General features: G+C 61.6%; 21 protein-coding genes. 13 read left to right on the top strand and 8 right to left on the bottom strand.

Annotation, left to right across the window (positions count from 1 at the left end):
* Positions 1–77 precede the first annotated feature (77 nt).
* Positions 78–2,594 (bottom strand): ATP-dependent helicase HrpB, encoded by a 2,517-nt coding sequence (gene hrpB / locus KW841_RS25905; protein WP_218480257.1) that lies wholly within the window; start codon positions 2,592–2,594, stop codon positions 78–80.
* 109 nt (positions 2,595–2,703) lie between these two features.
* On the opposite strand from hrpB, the gene KW841_RS25900 reads away from it, so the two are divergent.
* Both KW841_RS25900 and KW841_RS25895 read left to right on the top strand, forming a co-directional pair.
* Positions 2,704–3,123 carry a polyribonucleotide nucleotidyltransferase gene (locus KW841_RS25900; protein ID WP_218480256.1) on the top strand — a complete coding sequence of 140 codons (420 nt, stop codon included), beginning with the start codon at positions 2,704–2,706 and terminating at the stop codon, positions 3,121–3,123.
* A gap of 41 nt (positions 3,124–3,164) precedes the next feature.
* Positions 3,165–4,061, top strand: a complete 897-nt coding sequence (locus KW841_RS25895) for a cation diffusion facilitator family transporter (protein WP_218480255.1) — start codon at positions 3,165–3,167, stop codon at positions 4,059–4,061.
* Here the strand turns inward: KW841_RS25895 and KW841_RS25890 are convergent.
* Positions 4,055–5,122 (bottom strand): DUF6515 family protein, encoded by a 1,068-nt coding sequence (locus KW841_RS25890; protein WP_218480254.1) that lies wholly within the window; start codon positions 5,120–5,122, stop codon positions 4,055–4,057. The two genes, KW841_RS25895 and KW841_RS25890, sit on opposite strands and share 7 nt — an antisense overlap.
* A gap of 438 nt (positions 5,123–5,560) precedes the next feature.
* On the opposite strand from KW841_RS25890, the gene KW841_RS25885 reads away from it, so the two are divergent.
* Positions 5,561–6,040, top strand: a complete 480-nt coding sequence (locus tag KW841_RS25885) for an Lrp/AsnC family transcriptional regulator (protein ID WP_007937367.1) — start codon at positions 5,561–5,563, stop codon at positions 6,038–6,040.
* Between the two features lie 213 nt (positions 6,041–6,253).
* Positions 6,254–6,463: a DUF2788 domain-containing protein gene (locus KW841_RS25880; RefSeq protein ID WP_007975837.1), complete on the top strand. Its 210-nt coding sequence runs from the start codon at positions 6,254–6,256 to the stop codon at positions 6,461–6,463.
* Here KW841_RS25880 and KW841_RS25875 read toward each other — a convergent pair.
* The 4 genes from KW841_RS25875 to KW841_RS25860 all read right to left on the bottom strand — a co-directional run bounded on the left by KW841_RS25875 (position 6,458) and on the right by KW841_RS25860 (position 12,962).
* Positions 6,458–7,096 (bottom strand): pseudouridine synthase, encoded by a 639-nt coding sequence (locus KW841_RS25875; protein WP_256357957.1) that lies wholly within the window; start codon positions 7,094–7,096, stop codon positions 6,458–6,460. The genes KW841_RS25880 and KW841_RS25875 overlap by 6 nt on opposite strands.
* A 71-nt stretch (positions 7,097–7,167) precedes the next feature.
* Positions 7,168–8,667 (bottom strand): AMP nucleosidase, encoded by a 1,500-nt coding sequence (gene amn / locus KW841_RS25870; RefSeq protein WP_177325105.1) that lies wholly within the window; start codon positions 8,665–8,667, stop codon positions 7,168–7,170.
* A 186-nt stretch (positions 8,668–8,853) separates the two neighbouring features.
* The gene (locus tag KW841_RS25865; RefSeq protein WP_218480253.1) at positions 8,854–10,503 is read right to left on the bottom strand and encodes an acyl-CoA dehydrogenase family protein; all 1,650 of its coding nucleotides are present in this window, start codon (positions 10,501–10,503) and stop codon (positions 8,854–8,856) included.
* 74 nt (positions 10,504–10,577) lie between these two features.
* Positions 10,578–12,962: a hybrid sensor histidine kinase/response regulator gene (locus KW841_RS25860; RefSeq protein WP_218480252.1), complete on the bottom strand. Its 2,385-nt coding sequence runs from the start codon at positions 12,960–12,962 to the stop codon at positions 10,578–10,580.
* Between the two features lie 372 nt (positions 12,963–13,334).
* Between KW841_RS25860 and KW841_RS25855 the strand changes: the two genes are divergently transcribed.
* From KW841_RS25855 to KW841_RS25840, 4 genes are all read left to right on the top strand, one after another.
* Positions 13,335–14,132, top strand: a complete 798-nt coding sequence (locus KW841_RS25855; RefSeq protein ID WP_057713171.1) for a hydroxymethylpyrimidine/phosphomethylpyrimidine kinase — start codon at positions 13,335–13,337, stop codon at positions 14,130–14,132.
* A gap of 31 nt (positions 14,133–14,163) precedes the next feature.
* Complete coding sequence (gene thiE / locus KW841_RS25850) at positions 14,164–14,787, top strand: thiamine phosphate synthase (RefSeq protein ID WP_218480251.1); 624 nt, start codon at positions 14,164–14,166, stop codon at positions 14,785–14,787.
* A 10-nt stretch (positions 14,788–14,797) separates the two neighbouring features.
* Positions 14,798–16,081: a glutamate-1-semialdehyde 2,1-aminomutase gene (hemL, locus tag KW841_RS25845; protein WP_218480250.1), complete on the top strand. Its 1,284-nt coding sequence runs from the start codon at positions 14,798–14,800 to the stop codon at positions 16,079–16,081.
* A gap of 224 nt (positions 16,082–16,305) precedes the next feature.
* Positions 16,306–16,860 (top strand): tetratricopeptide repeat protein, encoded by a 555-nt coding sequence (locus KW841_RS25840; protein WP_007975852.1) that lies wholly within the window; start codon positions 16,306–16,308, stop codon positions 16,858–16,860.
* Positions 16,861–16,988: 128 nt separating this feature from the next.
* On the opposite strand, the gene KW841_RS25835 is transcribed toward KW841_RS25840, so the two are convergent.
* Positions 16,989–17,318 (bottom strand): DUF1820 family protein, encoded by a 330-nt coding sequence (locus KW841_RS25835; RefSeq protein ID WP_003185742.1) that lies wholly within the window; start codon positions 17,316–17,318, stop codon positions 16,989–16,991.
* Between the two features lie 135 nt (positions 17,319–17,453).
* On the opposite strand from KW841_RS25835, the gene miaB reads away from it, so the two are divergent.
* From miaB to lnt, 5 genes are all read left to right on the top strand, one after another.
* A complete protein-coding gene (gene miaB / locus KW841_RS25830) occupies positions 17,454–18,782 on the top strand; it encodes a tRNA (N6-isopentenyl adenosine(37)-C2)-methylthiotransferase MiaB (protein ID WP_218480249.1) in 1,329 nt (442 codons plus the stop codon).
* Between the two features lie 215 nt (positions 18,783–18,997).
* Complete coding sequence (locus KW841_RS25825) at positions 18,998–20,005, top strand: PhoH family protein (protein ID WP_015096962.1); 1,008 nt, start codon at positions 18,998–19,000, stop codon at positions 20,003–20,005.
* A complete protein-coding gene (gene ybeY / locus KW841_RS25820) occupies positions 19,998–20,492 on the top strand; it encodes an rRNA maturation RNase YbeY (RefSeq protein ID WP_015096963.1) in 495 nt (164 codons plus the stop codon). The genes KW841_RS25825 and ybeY overlap by 8 nt, the downstream gene beginning before the upstream one ends.
* Positions 20,493–20,497: 5 nt before the next feature.
* Positions 20,498–21,337, top strand: a complete 840-nt coding sequence (locus KW841_RS25815) for an HlyC/CorC family transporter (RefSeq protein ID WP_007975860.1) — start codon at positions 20,498–20,500, stop codon at positions 21,335–21,337.
* Positions 21,338–21,345: 8 nt separating this feature from the next.
* Positions 21,346–22,869: an apolipoprotein N-acyltransferase gene (gene lnt / locus KW841_RS25810; RefSeq protein ID WP_218480248.1), complete on the top strand. Its 1,524-nt coding sequence runs from the start codon at positions 21,346–21,348 to the stop codon at positions 22,867–22,869.
* 82 nt (positions 22,870–22,951) lie between these two features.
* On the opposite strand, the gene KW841_RS25805 is transcribed toward lnt, so the two are convergent.
* Positions 22,952–23,713: a YdcF family protein gene (locus tag KW841_RS25805; RefSeq protein WP_218480247.1), complete on the bottom strand. Its 762-nt coding sequence runs from the start codon at positions 23,711–23,713 to the stop codon at positions 22,952–22,954.
* Between the last annotated feature and the right edge of the window lie 51 nt (positions 23,714–23,764).

The raw sequence follows: 23,764 nt of genomic DNA, 5'->3' as shown, positions 1-23,764 counted from the left end.
TCCGCATGCAATGTATTGCGACTGCTTCGCAGCCGAACGGGGGCAAGCCCCCTCGCCACAGAGTCCGGTGTTAACCGTTATTTACGCGGTTTGATCCGCGCAGTCGCTTCAGCCACCAGCGGATCATCCGGCCAGTAATGCTTCGGGTACCGCCCTTTCAAATCCTTCTTCACTTCGGCGTAGGTGCTGCGCCAGAAGTTCGCCAGGTCCTGCGTCACCTGCACCGGCCGCCGCGCCGGGGACAGCAGGTGCAGCTTGACCACTTGCCGCCCTCCGGCGATGCGCGGGGTTTCGGCCAGGCCGAACAACTCCTGTAGACGCACCGCCAGAATCGGCGGCTGTTCGCTGTAGTCCAGGCGAATCGACGATCCCGACGGCACGCTCAAATGATGCGGCGCCAACTCGTCCAGCCGCTGCGGCAGCGGCCACGGCAGCAGGTTGTGGACGATGCTCGACAGGTCCAGATTGGCGAAGTGACTGAGACGCGACACCTTGCCCAGATACGGCATCAGCCAGTGTTCCAGGCCTTTGAGCAACGCTGCATCGCTGACATCCGGCCATTCGCTCTCGCCTTTGCCGGCGAGGTCCAGTTGCCGCAACAACGCCACTCGAGCCTGCCACTGACGCAGCTCCGGCGTCCATGGCAACAGCTCCAGGCCTTTGCGCCGTACCAGATTCACCAGCGCCTGGCTGCGGGCGCTTTCGTCGAGGCCGGTGAGCGGTTCACGGCTGAGGATCAATTCGCCAACCTTGCGCTGACGTTCGGCCCGCAGCACACCTTCGCGCTCATCCCAATCCAGTTGATCGACGCAACGCACCTGCTCGGCCAGCACTGAGTCGAACAGCGCCGGATCGAAATCCGTCGCCAGGTAAATCCGCTCTTCACGTTGGCCCTGGCGACTACCCAGATCGGCGATCACCAGCCACGGCTGCTTCATCAGGCTGTCGGCCTCGGCGAACAGCGCGGCACGTCCGTTGGCCAAGCGATACTCCGCGCCACCGGCGCGCCGTTGTTGGGCGACGCGGTCGGGATAGGCCAGCGCCAGCAACGCACCGAGCCAGCGCGGGTGATCCGGATCGCTGACCGGCTCCGAGGCTTTACCGCGCAAGTAACCACGGTATTGTCGCGCCAGTTGCCGTGCGCGTTGCACGCCCCCCTGCGCGCCACGTGCGGCGCGCTCTTCGCCAGACAGCAATACCAGTCGGCTGTGCAAGTCCGCCCCGGCGCCACGCAAGATATCGCGTTCGCCGAGCAGTGCGGCGACGTCGCACGCCATTTCCGCCAGACCCAGTGCCTGGCCGCGCAACAGCAAATGCGCGATACGCGGATGGGCCGGCAGTTCGGCCATGGCCTGGCCGTGACGGGTCAGCGCTTCGCCGTCCAGTGCGCCCAGGCGTTCGAGCAGATCCTGGGCCTGTGCATAAGCGGCGGCCGGTGGCACGTCAAGCCACACCAGTTGCCCGGGTGTCACACCCCAGCGTCCCAATTGCAGGGCCAGCCCGGCAAGGTCCGCCGAGAGGATTTCCGCACCGCCATAAGCCGCCAGTTGCTCGTGCTGGTCCTGGGACCACAGGCGATAACAAACACCCGGTTCCAGACGCCCGGCCCGGCCCGCGCGCTGGGTCGCACTGGCCTTGGAAATGCGCTGGGTGTCGAGACGCGTCATGCCGCTGCCCGGGTCGAAACGCGGCACCCGCGCCAGCCCGGCATCGATCACCACGCGCACGCCGTCGATGGTCAAACTGGTTTCGGCGATGTTGGTGGCCAGCACCACTTTGCGCTTGCCCGGCGGCGCCGGATCGATCGCTGCCCGTTGCGCTGTCAGGTCCAGTTCACCGTGCAACGGACACAACAGAACCTGTGGGTTGTCACCCAAGGCATCGGCCAATTGCTGATGCACGCGGCGGATTTCCGCTTGCCCCGGCAGGAACACCAGCACGCTGCCAGTCTCGTCGTTCAAAGCTTCGAGGAGGGTCTGCACCAGGCGCGGCTCGATGAATTCACCGGCCTGGAACGGCCGGCCCCAGCGCATCGCCACCGGGTACATGCGCCCTTCGCTGCGCAGGATCGGTGCGTCGTCAAGCAACCCGGCCAAGCGTTCGCCTTCAAGCGTGGCGGACATCAAGAGGATTTTCAGCGGCTGGTCGTCACGGAACAGTTCGCGGCCATTGAGGCTCAGGGCCAAGGCCAGGTCAGCATCGAGGCTACGCTCGTGGAATTCGTCGAAGATCAGCAGGCCAACACCTTCGAGCGCCGGGTCATCCTGGAGGCGCCGGGTGAGGATGCCTTCGGTGACCACTTCGATTCGGGTATTGGGGCCGACCTTGCTGTCGAGGCGAATGCGATAGCCCACGGTTTCGCCGACCTTTTCCCCCAGCTCACTGGCCAGCCGCTCCGCCGCTGCCCGTGCGGCCAACCGGCGGGGTTCGAGCATCAGGATGGTCTGCCCGGCGAGCCATGGCTCGTTGAGCAAGGCCAAAGGCACGCGGGTGGTTTTACCAGCACCGGGCGGTGCTTCGAGCACGGCTTCGTGGCGTGTAGCGAGGGCTTCACGCAGGGCGGGTAAAACTTCATCGATCGGCAAAGAAATCATGCTGGCTCCAAAACAGAGGCGCGAGTATAACGGCGAACTGCCAGGCGTTCGTCAGGGTCTTAATTCATACCGACGACGTTTCGTTTTGAGATTACCCAGGAGATTTCATATGCGTGCTCCCTTTCGCCTGATTGGCGGTGTTCTGGTCGCAACCTTGCTGACTCAAGTGACCGCCTGCGGGTCGATTTTCTACCCCGACCGCCGTGGCCAGATCGAAGGCAAGATCGACCCGGCCATCGCCGCGCTCGATGCCGTGGGCCTGCTGTTCTACATCATCCCCGGCCTGATCGCGTTTGCCGTGGACTTTGCCACCGGCGCGATTTATTTCGAGCCGGGCAAGACCGCCCAGATCGATCCGCAAAAACTCAAGGACGCCATCGGCCCCGACGGCCAGGTCGATAACCGCAAGTTGCAGACTATTCTGGAAAGCGAGCTGGGCCGCAGCTTCCCGCTGGACGATCCACGCCTGATCCAGAGCAAAGGCAGCGCCCAGCAACTGGCGATGTTCGGCCTGCAACCGGCCGCGTAATCCCTACACGCGAAAGGACTCTTCAAGGAACGATGGCCACTATGACCTCCAGCTCCGAACACGCCCGCCTGCTGCGGCTGGCGACCCGTGCCTCGGTGGCGGTGGCGTGCACGTTGATCATCGCCAAAGCCATCGCCTGGTGGCTGAGCGGCTCGGTGAGCATGCTCGCCGGGCTTACCGACTCGACACTCGACGGCGTCACCTCATTGCTCAACCTGCTGGCGGTGCATTACGCCCTGCGCCCCGCCGACGATGATCATCGCTACGGGCACGGCAAGGCCGAGTCACTGGCGGGCATGGCCCAGGCGTTGTTCATTGGCGGCAGTGCGGTACTGATTGCGTTGCAGGCCTATGATCGGCTCAAACACCCCGAACCGGTCGGCGCGCCGTGGATCAGTATTGGCGTGATTGTGTTCTCCCTCGTACTGACCCTGGCGTTGTTGATGTTTCAACATCGGGTGGTCAAGGCCACCGGCTCCAACGCGGTGCGCGCCGACTCCCTGCACTACCGCTCGGACCTGCTGCTCAACGGCAGCATTCTGATCGCGCTGGTGTTGGCCGGGTTTGGCCTGCATCAGGTCGACCCCTGGTTCGGTCTGGGAATCGCCGCCTACATTCTGTGGAGCGCCGTGCAGATCGCCCGGGAGAGCTTTGCGGTATTGATGGATGAAGAACTGCCGCCGGAGGTCAGCCGGCACATGCTGGAATTGGCGTGCAGCGTGCCCGGCGTGCTGGGTGCCCATGACCTGCGCACGCGAATCTCCGGCAACCAGTGGTTTGTACAGTTGCATCTGGAGCTGCCGGGGGAACTGACGCTGTCAGTCGCCCACGGCATCAGTGATCAGGCTGCCGCGGCCATTCACGACGCCTACCCGCGAGCCGAAGTGCTGGTGCACGCCGACCCGCAGGAAGTGGTGAAAACCGCTCGGGCTCAGTAGTTCACCTGATAACCACGACTGCTCAGGCAACTGCCCTGGGCCTGTCGGTAGGCTTGCACCACCGACGGGTCTGGCTGGTAGGTGGCAGTGCGTGGATCGAAACCACTCTGCTGCACCGCGTATTGATAACACTCGAAACCATCGCGACTGACCTGCTCCGGCGATTGGCCGTTGGCCGGGTACGCTTCCACGTCATAACCATTGCTGGCGGCCAGGGGTGGCGACTGCGGCTGGCCAACCGGCGGCTCGACCACAACGTAATCCCGGGTGCTCTCCTCATAGGCGTAATACGAACCGGCCGCGAGGAACAGCAGCGCCCCGCCGATCCACACCTGCTCGGCATAATCAGGAAGGTAGCTGACGCGAATCCCGCGTGGCGGCTCTACCACCTCATAACGCGGACCCAGCGGGCGATACCAGTAGCCACCGGAATAGTAGTAATCCATGCCACGGTAAGGCACGCGGAAGTTACGTTCGGGGAAGCGGTCGATCACCTGGCCGGGGCGATACCTGGGACCTGGCCCCCAGCCGTTACCGTGTCCGCTTGGGCGTCCATCCCAGTGATTGTCATTGGTCGGCGCACCGATATAGCCCTTCCAGCGCTGATTGTAATCGTTGCGATGCGGTTGATCCTGGTAGTGCTGATCCTGGTAGTCACCGCGCCGCGGCGGCTGGGTCTGGCGCACGGTGTCCGGGCGCGGCTGGATCGGCATGTCAGTGGCCGGTGCCTGCGGCGGTGGCGGTGGTGAGCGAACCGGGCTGTTGAAATCCGGCGCTGGATGGGACTGCCTCTGGCTATTGTTCTGATGTTGATTCTGGCCGTTGTGCTCGTACCGGCGGTTGTCGTTGTTCTGCGCACGCGGCTCGTTCTGTGGCGGGCCGTTCTGCGGGCGTGGCTGGTTGTTGCCACCACGGCCCTGACTACCACCCCCCTGATGCCCATCCTGACCGTGCTGCCCGCCATCATGGCCACGGTTTTGCTGATCATCGGCCAGCGTTTGCGCAGTGACACTGACACACAACAAACCAACACCGGCCAAACGCCAGATGCGCGATTTCATGCTTATCCTCATTGCGGGTCAGGGCCTGTACGTAAGACTGGGAAAGCAGTGGCCGGTTCTGCGACAGGTTATCAGTCACGCAACTTATTTATTGAGGCCAGGAGGGTCAAATTCCACGCAAGAAAAAGGGGAGACCCGTCGGCCTCCCCTTGGAGAACTTCGTCCTGGCTCAACGCTTGTGGCGCCGGCTCACCTCACGCCGTCTTCTGGACAGTGTGTAGCTCGGGGGCCGGCACATCCCCGGTGGGGGTGGCGACCGCGGCGGGCCTGATTGGGCGAGCCGCACTGGACTGTTTGTCCGAGCAGTGATTCTGGTGATAAGAATAGGCCGTGAGCACCGACAGAGGATTGCGAAGATTGCTCAATTAAACATCACTTGCGCAATTTTTAACCCCGGATACATAATCTGCCGCAATAGTTACGACAAAGGACTGATTGATGAGCAAGCTCGATCGTTACGACCTGAGTATTTTGGCGGAATTGCAGCGCGACGCACGCATCTCCAACCAGGAGTTGGCCGAGCGCATCGGTCTGTCGCCTTCGCCGTGCTCGCGGCGGGTCAAGCAACTGGAAGACGACGGCTACATTTCCCGTCAGGTCGCCCTGCTCGACCGCAAAATGCTCGGCCTGAGCCTGACGGCCTACGTGCTGATCGGTATGGACCGTCATACGCCGGAACGTTTCGAGAACTTCGAAGCGGCCATTCGCACCTTGCCCCAAGTGCTCGAATGCAGCCTGGTGACGGGGATGGATGCCGACTATCAACTCAAGGTCGTGGTGCCGGACATGGATCACTACCAGAAACTGCTGCTCGGGCATCTGACCCGGATTGAAGGCGTGACCAGCGTGCGTTCAAGTTTTGTGCTGAACCAGGTACTCAACAGCACCGAACTGCCGCTGACTCATCTGCGCAGCTAAATACGCCATCGCTGGCAAGCCAGCTCCCACAGGTTTTGTGTTGACCTCAATTTTGTGAGCGACTCAAAACCTGTGGGAGCGTGGCTTGCCCGCGAAGAGGCCAGCACAGGCGACGAATGACTGCGACACACCGACGCAGGTCAATACTGCACGCAGCCAGCGAGGCGTATACTCCCCGCGCCCTTTTAGCCTCGCCCGCGCTGGAGATGTTCGATGGATCCTGCAGTCTTTGAAGAGTGGATGATGACCGGTCTGGTCACGATCCTGATCATTTTCATGGGTTTCATCGTCTGGGATCTGGCGAAGAAGTCCAAGGCCGGGCGCTTTGGCTCGTTCATCCTGTTCTTCGTCCTGGGCCTGGGCGTGGCCGCGTTCATCATCAAGAGCGTGGTGATCGGCCTGATCGAATCCGGCGCCTTATAAGCGCGCCGGTACTTCTTTCCACTGTCCCTGATCGAGCCCTTCGATCGTCCAGTCACCGATTCTGACCCGCACCAGGCGCAAGGTCGGCAAACCGACCGCAGCGGTCATGCGCCGCACCTGCCGATTGCGCCCTTCGCGAATCACCAACTCCAGCCAGCTGGTCGGCACGCTTTTGCGAAAGCGCACCGGCGGATTGCGCGGCCATAGCTCGGGCTCGTCCAGTTGTCGCGCCTCGGCGGGCAAGGTCATGCCGTCATTCAATTCGACGCCGTCACGCAGGCGCTGCAATTGCTCGGCGCTCGGCTCGCCTTCGACCTGCACCCAATAGGTCTTGGCCAATTTGTGCTTCGGGTCGGCGATTCGCGCCTGAAGCTGACCGTCGTTGGTCAGCAGCAACAAGCCTTCACTGTCGCGATCCAGCCGTCCGGCCGGATAGATTCCCGGTACATCGATGTAGTCCTTGAGCGTCGCGCGCCCTTCGCCGTCGCTGAATTGCGTCAGCACATCGAAGGGTTTGTTGAACAGGATCAGCTTCGGCTCGGCCGGTGGTGCCTTGGCGACACGGCGCGGGGCTGCAGGCGACGGTTTCGTGCCAGGGCGGCGGGAAACGGGACGTTGAGGAGGACGAGGCATGAGAAAGGAAACATCTAACGGTCAGGGCTGCCAATGCTAGTGCCCCAACCGTCAAATGACCATGACAACCGTTAGCGGAACGGTGGCTCGTCGAAGCTGCGCAGTTTGCGCGAGTGCAGTGAGTTGAGCTCGGTGCGCAACAGATCCACCGCTTCGATACCGATCTTCAAGTGCTGGCTGACCGCGCGCTCATAGAAGGCGTTGGCCGAGCCCGGCAACTTGATTTCGCTGTGCAGCGGTTTGTCCGAGACGCAGAGCAACGTGCCGTACGGCACCCGCAAACGATAACCCTGGGCGGCGATGGTGCCACTTTCCATGTCCACCGCCACGGCGCGGGACAGGTTGATCAGCGGCCTTTCCTGCGCCCAGCGCAGCTCCCAGTTACGGTCGTCGTAGGTCAGCACGGTGCCGGTGCGCAGGCGTTTTTTCAGCTCGTCACCCTTCTCGCCGGTGATGTTGGCCGCCGCCTGCTGAAGCGCCATCTGCACTTCGGCCAGGGCCGGAATCGGAATGTTCGGCGGCACGACCCGGTCGAGAATGCCGTCGCGGCGCATGTAGGCGTGGGCCAGCACGTAGTCGCCAATCGTCTGCGACTGACGCAGGCCGCCGCAGTGGCCGATCATCAGCCAGCAATGCGGGCGCAGAACGGCGAGGTGGTCGGTGATGTTCTTGGCGTTGGAGGGGCCGACACCGATGTTGACCAGGGTCACGCCGTGGCCGTCACTGGCGATCAGGTGATAGGCCGGCATCTGGTAACGGTGCCAGACCACGCCGGCGGCAATCGCCGAGGCTTCACCGTGATCCATGCTCTTTTCGATGATCACGTTACCCGGCAGCACCATGCGCACGAAGCGCGGGTCTTGGCGCAATTGTTCCAGGCCGTGGACGATGAACTGGTCGACATAGCGGTGGTAGTTGGTCAGCAGAATCCACGGCTGCACATGGCGCCAGTCGCTGCCGGTGTAATGCACCAGTCGGCGCAGGGAGAAATCCACCCGTGCGGCATCGAAAAGGGCCAGCGGCAGCGGATCGGTGTTTTCCCAGTCGTACAAACCGTCGGCAATGCCGTCGGTCGCGGCCGACAGGTCGGTACTCGGGAATACCCGCGCCAGCACGGCGGCGGTGACGCCGGAGCCTCCCAGTTCATCGCCCTGCTCGACCACATACGGATACGGGATGTTCTGCTGGCTGACACCGACTTCCACCGTCACGGTGAAGTCGTGCATCAACGGAACCAGTTGTTCCAGCAGGTACTTACGGAAAGCCGACGGATGGGTGACGGTGACGCTGTAGGTGCCCGGCAGCTGGACCTTGGCATAGGCACGGGTGGTCTGCGGGACTTCGCCCTGGCAAAGGTAGGTCAGGCGCAGCTCGGGATAACGGAACAACGCCCGCTGCTCGGCATCAGGCTCGACGCGGTCCTTGAGGTAACGCTTGAGCGCCTGACTCAGCGCGGTGGTTGCACGATTGTGCAAGAGTGCGAGCCGATCCACGGCTTGCTCGGCGGTTTGAACGACAATAAAAGCTTCGGTCACGATCAGCATCCTGTGTTCTGACTTGCAGACCTTCATCTTGCCTGCATCGTCGCTTCACGGGAACAGTGATTGCTACACAAACCCCGGGGCGCACCGCAGATCAAATGTGGGAGCGGGCTTGCTCGCGAAAGCGGTCTGTCAGTCACATCAACATTGAATGTGAAACCGCATTCGCGAGCAAGCCCGCTCCCACATTGGTCCAGTGGCGTCCTGCACCTGGGATCAGAAACCCTGCGGGGTCGATCGGGCGACAATCGCTTCCACGTCCAGGCCGCGTGACAACGCGCCGTACACTCGGCCGCCACCGTCCAGGCGACTGGCGATGAAGGCATCACTGACCACCGAATTCCCGGCTTCCAGCAGCAACTTGGCCTGCAATCCCAAGGCGATGTCTTCAGTCAGTTGCCGGGCGCGGTACTGAATGTCGCTGGTGTCCTTGAAGGCTGCCTGCAATTGCTGGATGTGCGCGGCAAGGCGCTTGTCGCCATGGCCATCGCCCAACTCGCTGAACAGTGCATCGAGCACGCCCGGCTCTTTCGACAGGGCACGCAGCACGTCCAGGCACTGCACGTTGCCGGAACCTTCCCACGTCGAGTTCACCGGCGCCTCGCGGTAAAGCCGCGGCAAAATGCTGTCTTCGACATAACCCGCGCCGCCCATGCATTCGGCCGCTTCGTTGATCATGGCCGGCGCCCGCTTGCAGATCCAGTACTTGCCCACCGCCGTTACCAACCGGGCGAACCTGGCTTCCTGCGAGTCGTCCAGATGATCCAGCGCCCGGCCCATACGCAGGCTCAAGGCCAGGGCGGCTTCGCTTTCCAGCGCCAGATCCGCCAGCACGTTCTGCATCAATGGCTGCTCGCTGAGCAATTTGCCGCCGACCGAACGATGAGCACAATGATGACTGGCCTGGGTCAGCGCCTGACGCATCAGCGAACTGGAACCGACCATGCAATCGAAGCGGGTCATGGCGACCATCTCGATGATCGTCGGAACGCCACGCCCCTCTTCACCGATCATCCACGCCAGTGCGCCGCGAAACTCCACTTCGCTCGAAGCGTTGGAGCAATTGCCGAGCTTGTTCTTCAAGCGCTGGATGTAGAACTGATTGCGTGTGTCGTCCGGGCGATGGCGCGGCAGCAGGAAACAGGTCAGGCCCTTGTCGGTCTGCGCCAGTGTCAGGAAGGCGTCGCACATCGGTGCCGAGCAAAACCATTTGTGCCCCACCAACTCATAGGCCTGGCCCGGACCGCTGGCTCCAACCGGATACGCCTTGGTGGTATTGGCCCGCACATCGGTGCCGCCCTGCTTCTCGGTCATGGCCATGCCGATGGTGACCCCGGCCTTGTGGGCCATGCCGACGTTGCGCGGGTCGTATTCGGTAGCGAGGATTTTCGGCAACCACTTTTGCGCCAGGTCCGGTTGCAGACGCATGGCCGGAACGCTGGCGAAGGTCATGGTCAACGGGCAGCCACTGCCGGCTTCGGCCTGGCTGTGCAGATACGACATGCTGGCGCGGGCCACATGAGCGCCGTCCTGCGGGTGCGCCCAGGGCAACGACGTCAGGCCGTGCTCGACTGCCGTGCGCATCAGTTGGTGATAGGCCGGATGAAATTCCACCAGATCGATGCGATGACCAAAGCGGTCATGACTGTTGAACACCGGCTTGTTCTGATTGGCGAGGAACCCGGCTTCCATCAACGGACCACCGGCCAGCGCGCCGTAAGCATCGATCCGCGATTCGGCCCAACCGGCCCCGAACCGCCGCGACCATTCCTGCAACGGCAGGTCGATGCGGTAAAGGTTGGCGCCGTCCAGTGACGGTGGCTGGTTGGTGACTTCGTGGGTTTCGGCAAACTGATGCAGGTTCATGACTGGGCTCCTTTGGTCGGCCAAGGGACTTCAGTTAAGCACCGCCCCTCAGCCGAACAAAGTGTCATATCCGCCTAACTGTCGGCGCTTTCGCCCTGTTGCGAGCAGAGCACCCGACGGTAGAGCGCGGCCTGCAAGTCTTCGAATTTCACCGGTTTGCTCAGGTAATCGATCAACGCGCCGGTCGGGCAGCGTTCACGGCCCCCCCCCAGGGCGATCATGAACAGCGGCAGCTCGGCATAGCCCGGCAACGCGCGGATCTGGCAGCACAGCGACTCACCGTCCTGACGCGGCAACTGACAATCGACCAGCACCGCGTCAAACACTTCGCGTTGCAGGAGATCGAGGGCGATATCGGCTCCGTCGGCCGTACGCACGCGGAAACCCAGCTTGAGCAACATGCCGCGCATCACCAACTGGCTGATGCTGTTGTCATCCACCAACAACACGGCACAATCCTGCGGCAGGCGCAGGCGCGGAAAATCCCGGGGCATCAATGGCGCCAGCGGGCGTTCGACCACCGACAGCCCGACTTCCACATCCAGCTGAAACCGGCTGCCGCGTCCTGGCTCGGAGCGATGCGTCAGGCGTCCACCGAGCAATTCGACCAACTGCCGGCAAATCGCCAGGCCAACACCCAGGCCACCGTATTCACGGGTCATCGAGCCGTCGAGCTGGAAGAACCGTTGATACATCGTGGCCTCTCCCAGATCGGTGAAGCCAATACCCGTATCGATTACCGCGAAGGTCAACGCCAGCCGGTCGGGCTCAACGGCCTTGCCGGTCACCCGCAAGGCCAGGCCGCCGACCCGGGTGAACTTGATGGCGTTGTCCAGCAGACACTCCAGGCATTGCGCGATCTTGGTGTTGTCGCCGTGCAAGCGATCCGGCACGCCGGATGCGACGTCGACCTTGAAGTCCAGCGACTTGCTCGAAGCGTTGCCCTCGAACTGCGTGCGCAGTGCCTCGACCATGCGGCGCAAGCTGAAAGTGTCGGCCGAGGTCTGGAGTTTGCCGGCCTGCAGTTCGGTGAGGGTCAGGATACCGTTGACCATGCGCATCATGTCCCGCGCCGACCCCGAAGCCGTCTGCTGATACTGCTCAAGCTCCGGGTCCATTTCGACCGTCTGCATCAATTCCAGTGAACCGATCACACCGTTCATGGGCGTGCGCAGTTCGTGGGTCAGGGTGGCCAGGAATTCGTCCTTGAGCTTGTTACTGCGAGCCAGTTGCTGGTTGAGGATTTCAAGCTTCTGGCCGGCGTCGAGCAGCGTCTGCGCCTGCTGCTCGCGCATGTCGTTAATGCGGTCGGCCAGTGCCAGGGACAACAACGCCACTTCGATGGCCGAGCCGATCTGGCTGGAGTACATGGTCAGGAACACATTCGGCAGGTATCCCAGCACCATCAACGTATTGACGATACCGCCGAGCAAAAACGCCGACCAGGCAATGATGAAATACCGCGCAACGCGCAGCCCCCGCAGCCAGGCAAAGATCCCGGCGGCAAAAATCACCACCGTGAACGTCAGCGCCAGGGCCGTGGCAAGGCGCAACGCCAGGGCGTAGCTGGTCATTAAAGACAGGCCGACCACCAGCGCACCGAAGGCAACCAGCGCCAGCAACAAGCGGTCGAGCCAGCGACTGTGGGTAGCCATTTGCAGGAAGCTGCGGGCGAACTGACTGCCGAACAGCCCCGCGCAGCCGATGAAAAACGGCGTCGCGGCGTTGGCCCACCAAGGGTTGTCCGGCCAGAAATACTGCACAGCCGCGCCGTTGACCGACAGCTGATACAAGCCGAACGAAGCGATATAGAAGATGTAGTAGAGGTAACTGGTGTCGCGCACGCTGAGGTAGATGAACAGGTTGTAGACCAGCATCCCCAGCAACACGCCGTAGATCAGCCCCAATACGTAGAGGCGCACGGGCTGCTCTTCGAGGTAGGCGGTGCTCGACCACAAGGTTACCGGTGCCTGGATCGAACCTTCGCTTTGCAAGCGCAGGAATACGGTTTCAGCCTGCTCGGGTTTGAACGTCAGGTCGAATAGATAGTTGTTCTGACGAATCTCGCGGCTGGCGAAAGGCAAGGCATCGCCGGTCTGCCTGACCAACTGATAGTTGCCGGCCGCATCGGGCAAATAGAGATCGAGATGATCGAGGGGTGGATAGGCCAGTTCCAGCAGCCAGGTCCGTTGCGCCGCCGGATCGGTCGGGCGGTAATGCAGGTCGATTTTCAGCCAGAACACCGAGCGCGAGTAGCCGGCGTTGAGTGTGTCTTTGTTGTGTGCCTTGAAGTTGCCGGCCGCCGCTTGCGCGCGGATATCCGCGATGGTCGCCTGACCACCTGCGTCCTCGTAGACCTGCAGGGTTCGGCCCAAGGGGAGGCTTTGAGTGAGCTCATCAAACTCGACGGCGCCTGCCAGGAGGGGCAAACACAACAGCAACATCAGCAAATAGCGCATTGAAGCCCCAGCGTGGCCTGTCCGGTTCTGTCAGGAAGCCCCCCATTCCTTTTGAGCAGACGTAAAACCGGTATCACCTGTTATTGGTTTGGATCCACTCTAGCATAGCCGTTGATGGCCATTAAACACCATTGAAATTTTTCATGAAAAGGCTCTAGGACGGGCGTTCCGGCGAAGGCTTTTTTGAGATAGAGCTGTTTGTTTTGGGCAAAAAATCAAAAGATCGCAGCCTTCGGCAGCTCCTACAGGTTTGCGTCGATCCGCCCTTCTTGCAGGGGCTGCCGAAGGCTGCGATCTTTTGCCTTTTTCTACGTCTCACACCGAAGTGCACGCACACCCGAAAAACGTTGTTTGGTGGTAAGCTCGCGCACCATGAATATCTACAGCTCTCGCCCCGTTGTCCTCTGTCTCTCCGGCCACGACCCAAGTGGTGGCGCCGGCTTGCAGGCAGATATCGAAGCCCTGCTCGCCCAGGGTTGCCATGCGGCTCCGGCCGTCACCGCCCTGACCGTGCAAGACACCGTCAATGTCACTGACTTCCGCGTCCTCGACCGTGAGTGGGTACTGGCCCAGGCCAATGCCGTGCTCAACGATTCCGAAGTCGCGGCGGTCAAACTGGGCATGCTCGGTTCCCTGGAAATGGTCGACACCGTGGTCGAACTGCTTTCGGCGCACCCGCATTTGCCAGTGGTCTGCGACCCGGTGCTGCGTGCCGGCGGCGGTGGACGCCTGGGCAAGGACGAAGTCGGCTACGCCATGCGCGAACGCCTGCTGCCCTTGTCGATCATTGCCACTCCCAACCTTCCCGAAGCCCGGATCCTCGCCGAACTGCCCGAAGGCACCGCGGACGAGTGCGCTGAAAAACTCCTGCCGTTCGTCAAACACCTGCTGATCACCGGCGGCCATGGCGACGAAACCGAAATCCACAATCGCCTGTACAGCCGCGACGGCCTGCGCGAGACCTTTACCTGCCAGCGCCTGCCTGGCAGTTATCACGGTTCCGGCTGCACCCTGGCCAGCGCGCTAGCCGGTCGTCTGGCCCAGGGTGAAAACCTCGCCAGCGCTGTGCAGACAGCGCTTAACTACACTTGGCGCACCCTGCGTGACGCCGAGCAGTTGGGCAAAGGCCAGTTTGTGCCGCGCCGCCTGCCGCTGGATTTCTGTTCGTAACTTCCATTTGTAATGCGGTGAGGCTTGTCCGATGAAACTACGTGGCCTGTACGCCATTACCGACAGCCATTTGCTGGACGGTAAGTTGCTCAAGTACGTGGAGGCGGCGCTGGAAGGCGGCGTCACCTTGCTGCAGTACCGCGACAAAAGCAGCGACGAGGCCCGCCGCCTGCGTGAGGCCGAAGCCTTGCGCGAGCTGTGCGAACGCTACAAGACCCACCTGATCATCAACGATGATGCCGAACTGGCCGCGCGCCTCAATGTGGGCGTGCACCTGGGCCAGACCGATGGCCCACTGTCACCGACCCGCGCTCTGCTCGGTTCCAAAGCCATTATCGGCTCGACTTGCCATGCGCAGCTCGAACTGGCCGAACAGGCCGCCAAAGAAGGCGCCAGTTATGTTGCCTTCGGCCGCTTCTTCAACTCCAACACCAAACCCGGCGCACCGACCTGCAGCCTCGAACTGCTCGACCAGGCGCGCAAGCAACTGCACCTGCCAATCTGCGCGATCGGCGGCATCAACCTGGACAACGCCGCCCCGCTGGTGGCCCATGGGGTCGATCTGCTGGCCGTGGTGCATGGCCTGTTCGGCGCCGAGAGCACGGCTGAAGTCACCCGCCGTGCCCGCGCCTTTAACGAATTACTTAAAATCTGAGAGCCCGATCATGTCTCGTTCCGAAACGCTGTTTGCCAATGCCCAGAAACACATTCCCGGTGGCGTGAACTCTCCGGTTCGCGCGTTCAAGAGCGTCGGCGGCACGCCGTTGTTCTTCAAGCACGCCGAAGGCGCCTACGTCACCGACGAAGACAACAAGCGCTATGTGGATTACGTCGGTTCGTGGGGCCCGATGATCCTCGGCCACAGCCACCCGGATGTGCTGGACGCGGTGCGCAAGCAGCTGGAGCACGGCCTGTCCTACGGCGCGCCGACCGAGATGGAAACGCAGATGGCCGACCTGGTCTGCTCTCTCGTGCCGTCGATGGAAATGGTGCGCATGGTCAGCTCCGGCACCGAAGCGACCATGAGCGCCATTCGCCTGGCCCGAGGCTTCACTGGCCGCGACAGCATCATCAAGTTCGAAGGCTGCTACCACGGTCACTCCGACAGCCTGCTGGTCAAGGCCGGCTCGGGCGCACTGACCCAGGGCGTACCGAGTTCGGCCGGCGTACCGGCAGCGTTCGCCAAACATACCCTGACCCTGCCGTTCAACGACATCGACGCCGTTGAAGCCATGCTCGCCGAAGTCGGCCAGGACGTGGCCTGCATCATCGTCGAGCCAGTGGCCGGCAACATGAACTGCGTGCCGCCGGCACCGGGTTTCCTCGAAGGCCTGCGGACCCTGTGCGACAAGTACGGTGTGGTACTGATTTTCGACGAAGTGATGACCGGTTTCCGCGTCGCCCTCGGCGGTGCCCAGGCGTACTACGGCGTGACGCCGGACCTGACTACCTTCGGCAAGATCATCGGTGGCGGCATGCCGGTCGGCTGCTTCGGTGGCAAGCGTGAAATCATGCAGCGCATCGCCCCGCTGGGCCCGGTCTACCAGGCCGGTACGCTGTCCGGTAACCCGCTGGCGATGGCCGCCGGCCTGACCACCCTGCGCCTGATCAGCCGTCCGGGCTTCCACGCCGAGCTGACCGACTACACCACTCGCCTGCTCGACGGCCTGCAACAGCGCGCCGATGCGGCGGGCATTCCGTTCGTGACCACACAAGCCGGCGGCATGTTCGGCCTGTACTTCAGCGGCGCCGACGACATCGTCACTTTCGATGACGTGATGGCCAGTGACGCAGCCCTGTTCGGCCGCTTCTTCCACCTGATGCTCGAAGGTGGCGTGTACCTGGCACCGAGTGCCTTCGAAGCCGGTTTCACTTCGATCGCCCACGGCGAAGCCGAACTGAAACTGACCCTGGACGCCGCCGAGCGTGCCTTCGCAGCCTTGAAATAACTCTGTAGCGCTGACGTTGGCCATTGCCAGCGTCAGCTTTTACCTACACGCCCGCCTTCATTCCTACACTTTCAGCAAAAATCCTCCGCAAAACGGGAGATATATTTCCCGCGCAGCAGAAAAACGAGTAAAGACTTTGTAAGGTTGGCCCTGCTTATTTCATAATGCGCGCTTATTGGATCCCTCGATGGGTCCGCGCGCCCTTCAGAGGTAAGTCGATTCCCATGAACCGCACCGGCCGCACCCTTGCACTGGGCTGCCTGTTGCTTCTTCAGCCCCTGCTCGCGCACGCACAAGCAGGCGGCAACTCGTTGTTGATCCCAGCGATGGGTCGCTGCACCCTCAATACCCAGCCGCAAGACCTGGAACAGGCGATCGCCGCCTGCCAGAAAGCGTCGGATGAAGGGGATGCGCAAGCGCAATACGAGTTGGGTGAGTTCTACTACGAAGGCAAAAACGCACCGCGCGATCTCAATCAAGCCCTGAGCTATTTCGAAAAGGCCTCGCTGCAAGGCCACGCACAGGCGCAATTCAAGCTCGGTACCATGTTCTTCCACGGCGAAGGCGTACCGGCCAATAACGTTCAGGCGTATATCCTGCTGAAGATGGCGGCCGTCAACGGTGCCGAAGATGCACTGGACACCGCTGATGAAGTCACCGAAAAAATGCCCCGCGAAGAACTGGAGGTTGCTACCCAGGTGCTCGGGCAAATCTTCCGTAAATATTTGATGGAATTGCAGAGTGCCGATGGGCGTACGCCTTTTGCGCCGCTTCCCTGATTTTTGCGTGATCTGACTGGCCCCATCGCGAGCAAGCTCGCTCCCACAGTTAACCGAGTTTTCTCATGGAAATACGGTCAAATGTGGGAGCGAGCTTGCTCGCGATAGGGGCGACTCGATCTTGAGGCTTACTTCTCAGGCATCGGCATCGGAAACGGCATGACATTGCCGACCGCGCCGCGGGCTTCGCTGATTTTCGGTGTCCCCAGACGCTCGACCTCGTCGATACGCACAATAGAATGCATCGGCACAAAACTGCGCACCACGCCTTCGAACTGAGCCTTGAGCTTTTCTTCGCTCGGATCGACGACCACTTGCGTGCGCTCGCCAAAGACGAACTCTTCCACTTCCAGAAAGCCCCACAGATCACTTTGATAGATCTGCTTGGCGTACATTTCGAACACCTGGCCCTGATTGAGGAAAATCACCTTGTAGATTGGAGCTTCACGTTTGGTCATGGTGGGCGGGTAACACATCGAGGGATAAAAAAGAGGGCGCAAACTATAGCATAGCCGCCGGACGCGCAGCGGTAGGAACCTGGGTTCATGTTCCCTATAATGCGCGGTTCTTTGAATCACGTGATGACTCTATCCATGGCCAAGAAGCTTTACATCGAAACCCACGGTTGCCAGATGAACGAGTACGACAGCTCGCGCATGGTCGATCTGCTGGGCGAACACCAGGCCCTGGAAGTCACCGCGCGCGCTGAAGACGCCGACGTCATCCTGCTCAACACCTGCTCGATCCGCGAACGGGCGCAGGACCGCGTCTACTCCCAGCTCGGGCGCTGGCGCGAACTGAAGCTGGCCAACCCGGACATGGTGATCGCCGTCGGCGGTTGCGTGGCCAGCCAGGAAGGCGCGGCCATCCGCGATCGCGCACCGTACGTCGACGTGGTGTTCGGCCCGCAAACCCTGCACCGCCTGCCGGAAATGATCGACGCTGCGCGCATCACCAGACTGCCGCAAGTCGACGTCTCGTTCCCGGAAATCGAAAAGTTCGACCATTTGCCCGAGCCGCGCATCGACGGCCCGAGCGCTTACGTGTCGGTGATGGAAGGCTGCAGCAAGTACTGCACGTTCTGCGTGGTGCCCTACACCCGCGGCGAAGAAGTCAGCCGGCCGTTCGACGACGTGATTGCCGAGATCATTCACCTGGCCGAAAACGGCGTGCGCGAAGTGACACTGCTGGGGCAGAACGTCAACGGTTATCGCGGCCTCACCCATGACGGGCGCCTGGCGGATCTGGCCGAGCTGATCCGCGTGGTTGCCGCCGTCGATGGCATCGACCGCATCCGCTACACCACGTCGCATCCACTGGAGTTCTCCGACAGCCTGATCCAGGCCCACGCCGATGTGCCGGAACTGGTCAAGCACCTGCACTTGCCAGTGCAGTCGGGCTCGGACCGTATCCTCGCCGCGATGAAGCGCAACCACACCGCGCTGGAATACAAATCCAAACTGCGCAAGCTGCGCGCCGCCGTGCCGGGCATCTGCATCAGCTCGGACTTCATCGTCGGTTTCCCGGGCGAGACCGAGAAAGACTTCGAGCAAACCATGAAGCTGATTGCCGACGTCGGTTTCGACTTTTCCTACTCGTTCGTCTATAGCCAACGCCCGGGAACTCCGGCCGCCGACCTGGCCGATGACACGCCGGAAGAACTGAAAAAAGAGCGTCTGAATGCCCTGCAACATCGCCTGAACCAGCAAGGTTTCGAGATCAGCCGACAAATGGTCGGTTCGATCCAGCGGATCCTGGTGACCGATTACTCGAAAAAAGACCCGGGCGAGCTGCAAGGCCGGACCGAGAATAACCGTATCGTCAACTTCCGCTGCGACAATCCGACCCTGATCGGCCAGTTCACGGACGTGCACATCGATGCCGCGCAGCCTCACTCACTGCGGGGTTCGCTGATCCAGTAACACCGAATATCCCTGTGGGAGCGGGCTTGCTCGCGAAGGCGGTCTGTCAGCACCAATAATGTCGACTGACACTCCGTCTTCGCGAGCAAGCCCGCTCCCACAGGTACAGCGCCAGAGGCGGGAATCGGGTTGCCTCATTTAAGAGCTTTCGCACCCGCGCCACTGGCGTTATCCTTGATTTCATCTCAATTGCCCCAGGGCGGCTAAATACGACCTTGAACGCACCCATAGAACCACATCGTTTCATCCTCGAGCCTTTTGAAGCTCGCCGCTTCGCCAATCTGTGCGGGCAATTCGACGAGCATTTGCGCTTGATCGAACAACGCCTGACCATCGAGATCCGCAATCGCGGCAACCAGTTCGAGCTGATCGGCGAGCCCAAACACACCACCTCCGCGGAAAACCTCCTGCGCCGCCTGTACCGGGAAACCAAGGGTACCGAGCTGTCGCCGGACATGGTGCACCTGTTCCTGCAGGAATCTGCCGTGGAACAGCTGGACAACCACTCCCCCGCCGAACCGTCCGTGGCGCTGCGCACCAAGAAAGGCATGATTCGCCCCCGCGGCTTGAATCAGCTGCGCTATGTGAAGGAAATCCTCGGTAACGACATCAACTTCGGCATCGGTCCAGCCGGTACCGGCAAGACCTATCTGGCCGTTGCCTGCGCGGTGGATGCACTGGAGCGCGAGCAGATTCGCCGTATCCTGCTGGTGCGCCCGGCGGTCGAAGCGGGTGAAAAACTCGGCTTCCTGCCCGGCGACCTGTCGCAGAAAATCGACCCGTACCTGCGCCCGCTCTACGACGCACTCTACGAAATGCTCGGCTTCGAATACGTCGCCAAGCTGATCGAGCGCCAGGTGATCGAAGTCGCGCCACTGGCTTACATGCGCGGCCGCACGCTGAACAACAGCTTCATCATTCTTGACGAAAGCCAGAACACCACGGTCGAGCAAATGAAGATGTTCCTGACCCGGATCGGCTTCGGCTCCACCGCCGTCATCACCGGGGACATCACCCAGGTCGACCTGCCACGCGGCACCAAGTCCGGCCTGCACCATGTGATTGAAGTGCTCAAGGAAGTGCCGGGGATCAGCTTCACCCATTTCCAGCCCAAGGACGTCGTGCGCCATCCGCTGGTACAGCGCATCGTTGAAGCCTACGAGCGCTTCGAAACCCGTGCGGCCGATGATGCAGCCGCCAAGGATAGCCGCCGCGATGCTTGAGCTTGACCTGCAAATCGCTACCCAAGCCCCTGCCCCCAGCGAAGCCGAGTTCCGCCAGTGGTGCGAACTGGCTTTGCGCCAGCGCAGCGCCGACTCGGAAATGACCATTCGCCTGGTCGACGAAGCCGAAGGACGCGAGCTGAACCACACCTGGCGGCAAAAGGATTACGCAACTAACGTCTTGTCATTCCCGGCCGATGTGCCGGATGAGTTCCTCGACATTCCGCTGCTGGGCGATCTGGTGATCTGCGTAGCGGTGGTCGAGCGTGAAGCCGCCGAACAAGGCAAGCAACTCAAGGCCCATTGGGCACACCTGGTGATTCACGGCTGCTTGCATCTGCTTGGTTACGACCATATTGATGACGACGAAGCCGAGGAGATGGAAGCACTGGAACGAACGTTGCTTGCAGAATTGGGCTTTCCCGATCCGTACGCGGACGACGAAACCGATTTATCCCCCACAGAAACAACAAAGGATTCAGAGTAATCGCTATGAGCGAAGATCGATCGAGCAACGGGCAGAAGTCATGGCTGGGTAAGCTCACCCAGGCTTTTGCCCACGAGCCGAAAAACCGCCAGGAGCTTTTGGAGCTGCTGCGCGATGCACACCAGAACAAACTGTTGGACAGCGAAGCGCTGGCCATCGTCGAAGGCGCCATCCAGGTGGCTGACTTGCAGGTGCGGGACATCATGGTCCCGCGCTCGCAAATGGTCAGCATCAAGGCGAACCAGACACCCCGCGAGTTCCTGCCTGCCGTGGTCGACTCGGCCCACTCGCGCTACCCGGTCATCGGCGAAAGCCACGATGACGTGATGGGCGTGCTGCTGGCCAAGGACTTGCTGCCGTTGATCCTCAAGGAGAACGGCGACAGCTTCAACATCAAGGATCTGCTGCGTCCAGCCACCTTCGTGCCGGAATCCAAGCGCCTTAACGTGCTTCTGCGCGAGTTTCGCGCCAACCACAACCACATGGCCATCGTCATCGACGAGTACGGTGGCGTGGCAGGCCTGGTCACCATCGAAGACGTGCTGGAGCAAATCGTCGGCGACATCGAAGACGAACACGACGTCGAAGAAGACAGCTACATCAAGCCGCTGCCAAGCGGTGATTTCCTGATCAAGGCCCTGACGCCGATCGAGAACTTCAACGAGTTTTTCGACAGCGAGTTCTCCGACGATGAATTCGACACCGTTGGCGGACTGGTGATGAGTGCGTTCGGGCACCTGCCAAAACGCAACGAAATCACTGAAATCGGCCCATACCGCTTCCGCATCCTGAACGCCGACAGCCGTCGGATTCACTTGCTTCGCCTGACGCCCATTGCTCGCTAAGGATTGAAATGCGCTGGACAACCCGCCCCGGCTGGCCCGGTAACCTGCTGGCCGTGGCGGCCGGTGCAATCACCACCCTGGCCCTGGCGCCGTTCGATATCTGGCCACTGGCACTGCTCGCCGTCGGCCTGTTCTATGCCGGCCTGCGCGAACTGAGCCCACGTCAAGCCTTGGGTCGCGGCTGGTGTTTCGGTTTCGGCCTGTTCGGTGCCGGCACCAGCTGGATCTACTACAGCATTCACCACTTCGGCGGCGCTTCGGTGTTGCTGGCCGGGTTCCTGATGCTGCTTTTCACGGCGGCGATTGCCTGGTTCTTTGCCCTGCCCGCCTGGATTTGGGCGCGCTGGCTGCGCCGCAATGAGGCGCCGCTGGCCGACGCCCTGGCCTTCGCTGCGCTGTGGGTCGCCCAGGAAGCCTTCCGCGGCTGGTTCCTGACCGGTTTCCCGTGGCTGTATTCCGGTTACAGCCAGCTCGATGGCCCGCTGGCCGGGCTCGCACCCCTCGGCGGGATGTGGCTGATTTCCTTTACCCTGGCACTGACGGCCGCGTTGATCTACAACGGCTTGCGCCTGGTTCGCACGGGACGCAAGGGCTTCATCGCTGCCGGTGTATTGCTGCTGGTCGGCCCATGGCTGGTCGGCATGGCGCTCAAGCACCACGCCTGGACCAGCCCTTCGGGCCCGCCACTGAGCGTCGCCGCCATTCAGGGCAACATCGAACAAAGCATGAAGTGGGATCCGGCGCAGCTCAACGCACAGTTGGCGCAGTACCGCGACATGAGCTTCAGCTCCAAACGCGTCGATTTGCTCATCTGGCCGGAAACGGCGATCCCGGTGCTCAAGGAGTCCGCCGAGGGCTACCTGAACATGATGGGCAACTTCGCGGCCGAACGTAAATCGGCATTGATTACCGGCGTCCCGGTCCGCATGGAGGTACGCCACGAGAAGCGTTTCTTCAATGGCATCACCGTGACCGGTGAAGGCGACGGCACTTACCTGAAGCAAAAACTGGTGCCCTTTGGTGAATATGTCCCCTTGCAGGACATCCTGCGCGGACTGATCGCCTTCTTCGACCTGCCAATGTCGGACTTCGCTCGCGGCCCCTCTGACCAACCGCTACTGCAAGCCAAGGGTTATCAGATCGCGCCGTTCATCTGCTATGAAGTGGTTTATCCGGAGTTCGCCGCCAGCCTCGCCGCCCGCAGCGACCTGTTGCTGACCATCAGCAACGACACTTGGTTCGGCACCTCCATCGGCCCTCTGCAACACCTGCAGATGGCACAGATGCGCGCGCTGGAAGCCGGCCGCTGGATGATCCGCGCCACCAACAACGGCGTGTCCGGCCTGATCAACCCGTTCGGTCAGATTACCGATCAGATCCCGCAGTTCGAACGCGGCATCCTGTATGGCGAAGTGGTGCCGATGCACAACCTGACGCCGTACCTGGAATGGCGTTCATGGCCATTACTCATAGTCTGCGTGTTGTTGTTTGGCTGGGCGCTGATTGCCAGCCGGATGGCCAAGACTGTCTAGAAAAGATCGCAGCCTGCGGCAGCTCCTACATTTGGAATGTATTCCCCTGTAGGAGCTGCCGCAGGCTGCGATCTTTTGATCTTCATCGGTAAAACAACGAATAACCGACCTGCCCCACCGCCTCGTTCATCAACTGTCCGTTCTGCCAGATCGCCTTGAACTCCGGCATCCAGCCGCCCAGCGGCCGCGCGTTATCGCCGCCTAGAAACCCTACCGGCGCTGGCACCACCTCAAAACCGGCCTTGCGAAAACTCCAGGCCGCCCGTGGCATATGCCAGGCCTGAGTCACGAGCACCACACGCTTGATGCCCTGGGGAAGCAACACCTCGGCGCTGAACTGCGCATTTTCCCAGGTCGTGCGGCTGCGCCCTTCCTGCCAGCGCACGCTCAAGCCAAAATCGTCACGCAAGGCGTCAGCCATCATCTGCGCCTCGCTGGGCGGTGTGCCGTAATGCAGGCCGCCGCTGGTCAGTACCGGTAATCCGGAAGCCTTGGCCAGCCGCGCGGCAAAGCGCTGGCGCTCCAGACCGACGCCCGTGGGCTGGTCGGCGCCCCAGGCCACGTCACCGCGCTCACGCCCCGAACCGAGGACCACAATCGCATCCGCACGCTGCCCCAGGACTGCCCATTCACTGCGGGCAAGCGGCGGCTCCCGCTCGAGCAGGCCGGCACTCCACTGCACGACCACCGGCAGGCTCATCAGCCAGAAACCACCCAGGCCCAGAGCAAAGCACGCACCGGCAAGCCTCGGCCTTGAGCGGCGCAACCACCAGGCGAGCAAAAGCAGCAGCAATAGAATGCCGGGTGGCAATAGAAGTTGTTTTACGAAATAACGGAACGGCATCGAGCATCTCCTGGAGATGCCCGAAGCCTAAGTGGGTTGGCGCAATGCGAC

This window comes from Pseudomonas sp. PDM28 (assembly GCF_019219115.1).
Lineage (GTDB): Bacteria > Pseudomonadota > Gammaproteobacteria > Pseudomonadales > Pseudomonadaceae > Aquipseudomonas > Aquipseudomonas laurylsulfatiphila.
The sequence above is the reverse complement of the archived record's forward strand: the minus strand, read 5'-3'. Positions and strand labels throughout refer to the sequence as shown.

Bases quoted from the DNA above. Each gene is read 5' to 3' on its own strand.
- KW841_RS25890 (WP_218480254.1), bottom strand. From the start codon at position 5,122: ATGAAATCGCGCATCTGGCGTTTGGCCGGTGTTGGTTTGTTGTGTGTC.
- lnt (WP_218480248.1), top strand. From the start codon at position 21,346: ATGCGCTGGACAACCCGCCCCGGCTGGCCCGGTAACCTGCTGGCCGTG.
- KW841_RS25840 (WP_007975852.1), top strand. From the start codon at position 16,306: ATGAACCGCACCGGCCGCACCCTTGCACTGGGCTGCCTGTTGCTTCTT.
- KW841_RS25880 (WP_007975837.1), top strand. From the start codon at position 6,254: ATGGATCCTGCAGTCTTTGAAGAGTGGATGATGACCGGTCTGGTCACG.
- hrpB (WP_218480257.1), bottom strand. From the start codon at position 2,594: ATGATTTCTTTGCCGATCGATGAAGTTTTACCCGCCCTGCGTGAAGCC.
- amn (WP_177325105.1), bottom strand. From the start codon at position 8,667: ATGAAGGTCTGCAAGTCAGAACACAGGATGCTGATCGTGACCGAAGCT.
- KW841_RS25895 (WP_218480255.1), top strand. From the start codon at position 3,165: ATGACCTCCAGCTCCGAACACGCCCGCCTGCTGCGGCTGGCGACCCGT.
- ybeY (WP_015096963.1), top strand. From the start codon at position 19,998: ATGCTTGAGCTTGACCTGCAAATCGCTACCCAAGCCCCTGCCCCCAGC.
- KW841_RS25885 (WP_007937367.1), top strand. From the start codon at position 5,561: ATGAGCAAGCTCGATCGTTACGACCTGAGTATTTTGGCGGAATTGCAG.
- KW841_RS25855 (WP_057713171.1), top strand. From the start codon at position 13,335: ATGAATATCTACAGCTCTCGCCCCGTTGTCCTCTGTCTCTCCGGCCAC.
- miaB (WP_218480249.1), top strand. From the start codon at position 17,454: ATGGCCAAGAAGCTTTACATCGAAACCCACGGTTGCCAGATGAACGAG.
- KW841_RS25875 (WP_256357957.1), bottom strand. From the start codon at position 7,096: ATGCCTCGTCCTCCTCAACGTCCCGTTTCCCGCCGCCCTGGCACGAAA.
- KW841_RS25815 (WP_007975860.1), top strand. From the start codon at position 20,498: ATGAGCGAAGATCGATCGAGCAACGGGCAGAAGTCATGGCTGGGTAAG.
- hemL (WP_218480250.1), top strand. From the start codon at position 14,798: ATGTCTCGTTCCGAAACGCTGTTTGCCAATGCCCAGAAACACATTCCC.
- KW841_RS25860 (WP_218480252.1), bottom strand. From the start codon at position 12,962: ATGCGCTATTTGCTGATGTTGCTGTTGTGTTTGCCCCTCCTGGCAGGC.
- KW841_RS25835 (WP_003185742.1), bottom strand. From the start codon at position 17,318: ATGACCAAACGTGAAGCTCCAATCTACAAGGTGATTTTCCTCAATCAG.
- KW841_RS25900 (WP_218480256.1), top strand. From the start codon at position 2,704: ATGCGTGCTCCCTTTCGCCTGATTGGCGGTGTTCTGGTCGCAACCTTG.
- thiE (WP_218480251.1), top strand. From the start codon at position 14,164: ATGAAACTACGTGGCCTGTACGCCATTACCGACAGCCATTTGCTGGAC.
- KW841_RS25805 (WP_218480247.1), bottom strand. From the start codon at position 23,713: ATGCCGTTCCGTTATTTCGTAAAACAACTTCTATTGCCACCCGGCATT.
- KW841_RS25865 (WP_218480253.1), bottom strand. From the start codon at position 10,503: ATGAACCTGCATCAGTTTGCCGAAACCCACGAAGTCACCAACCAGCCA.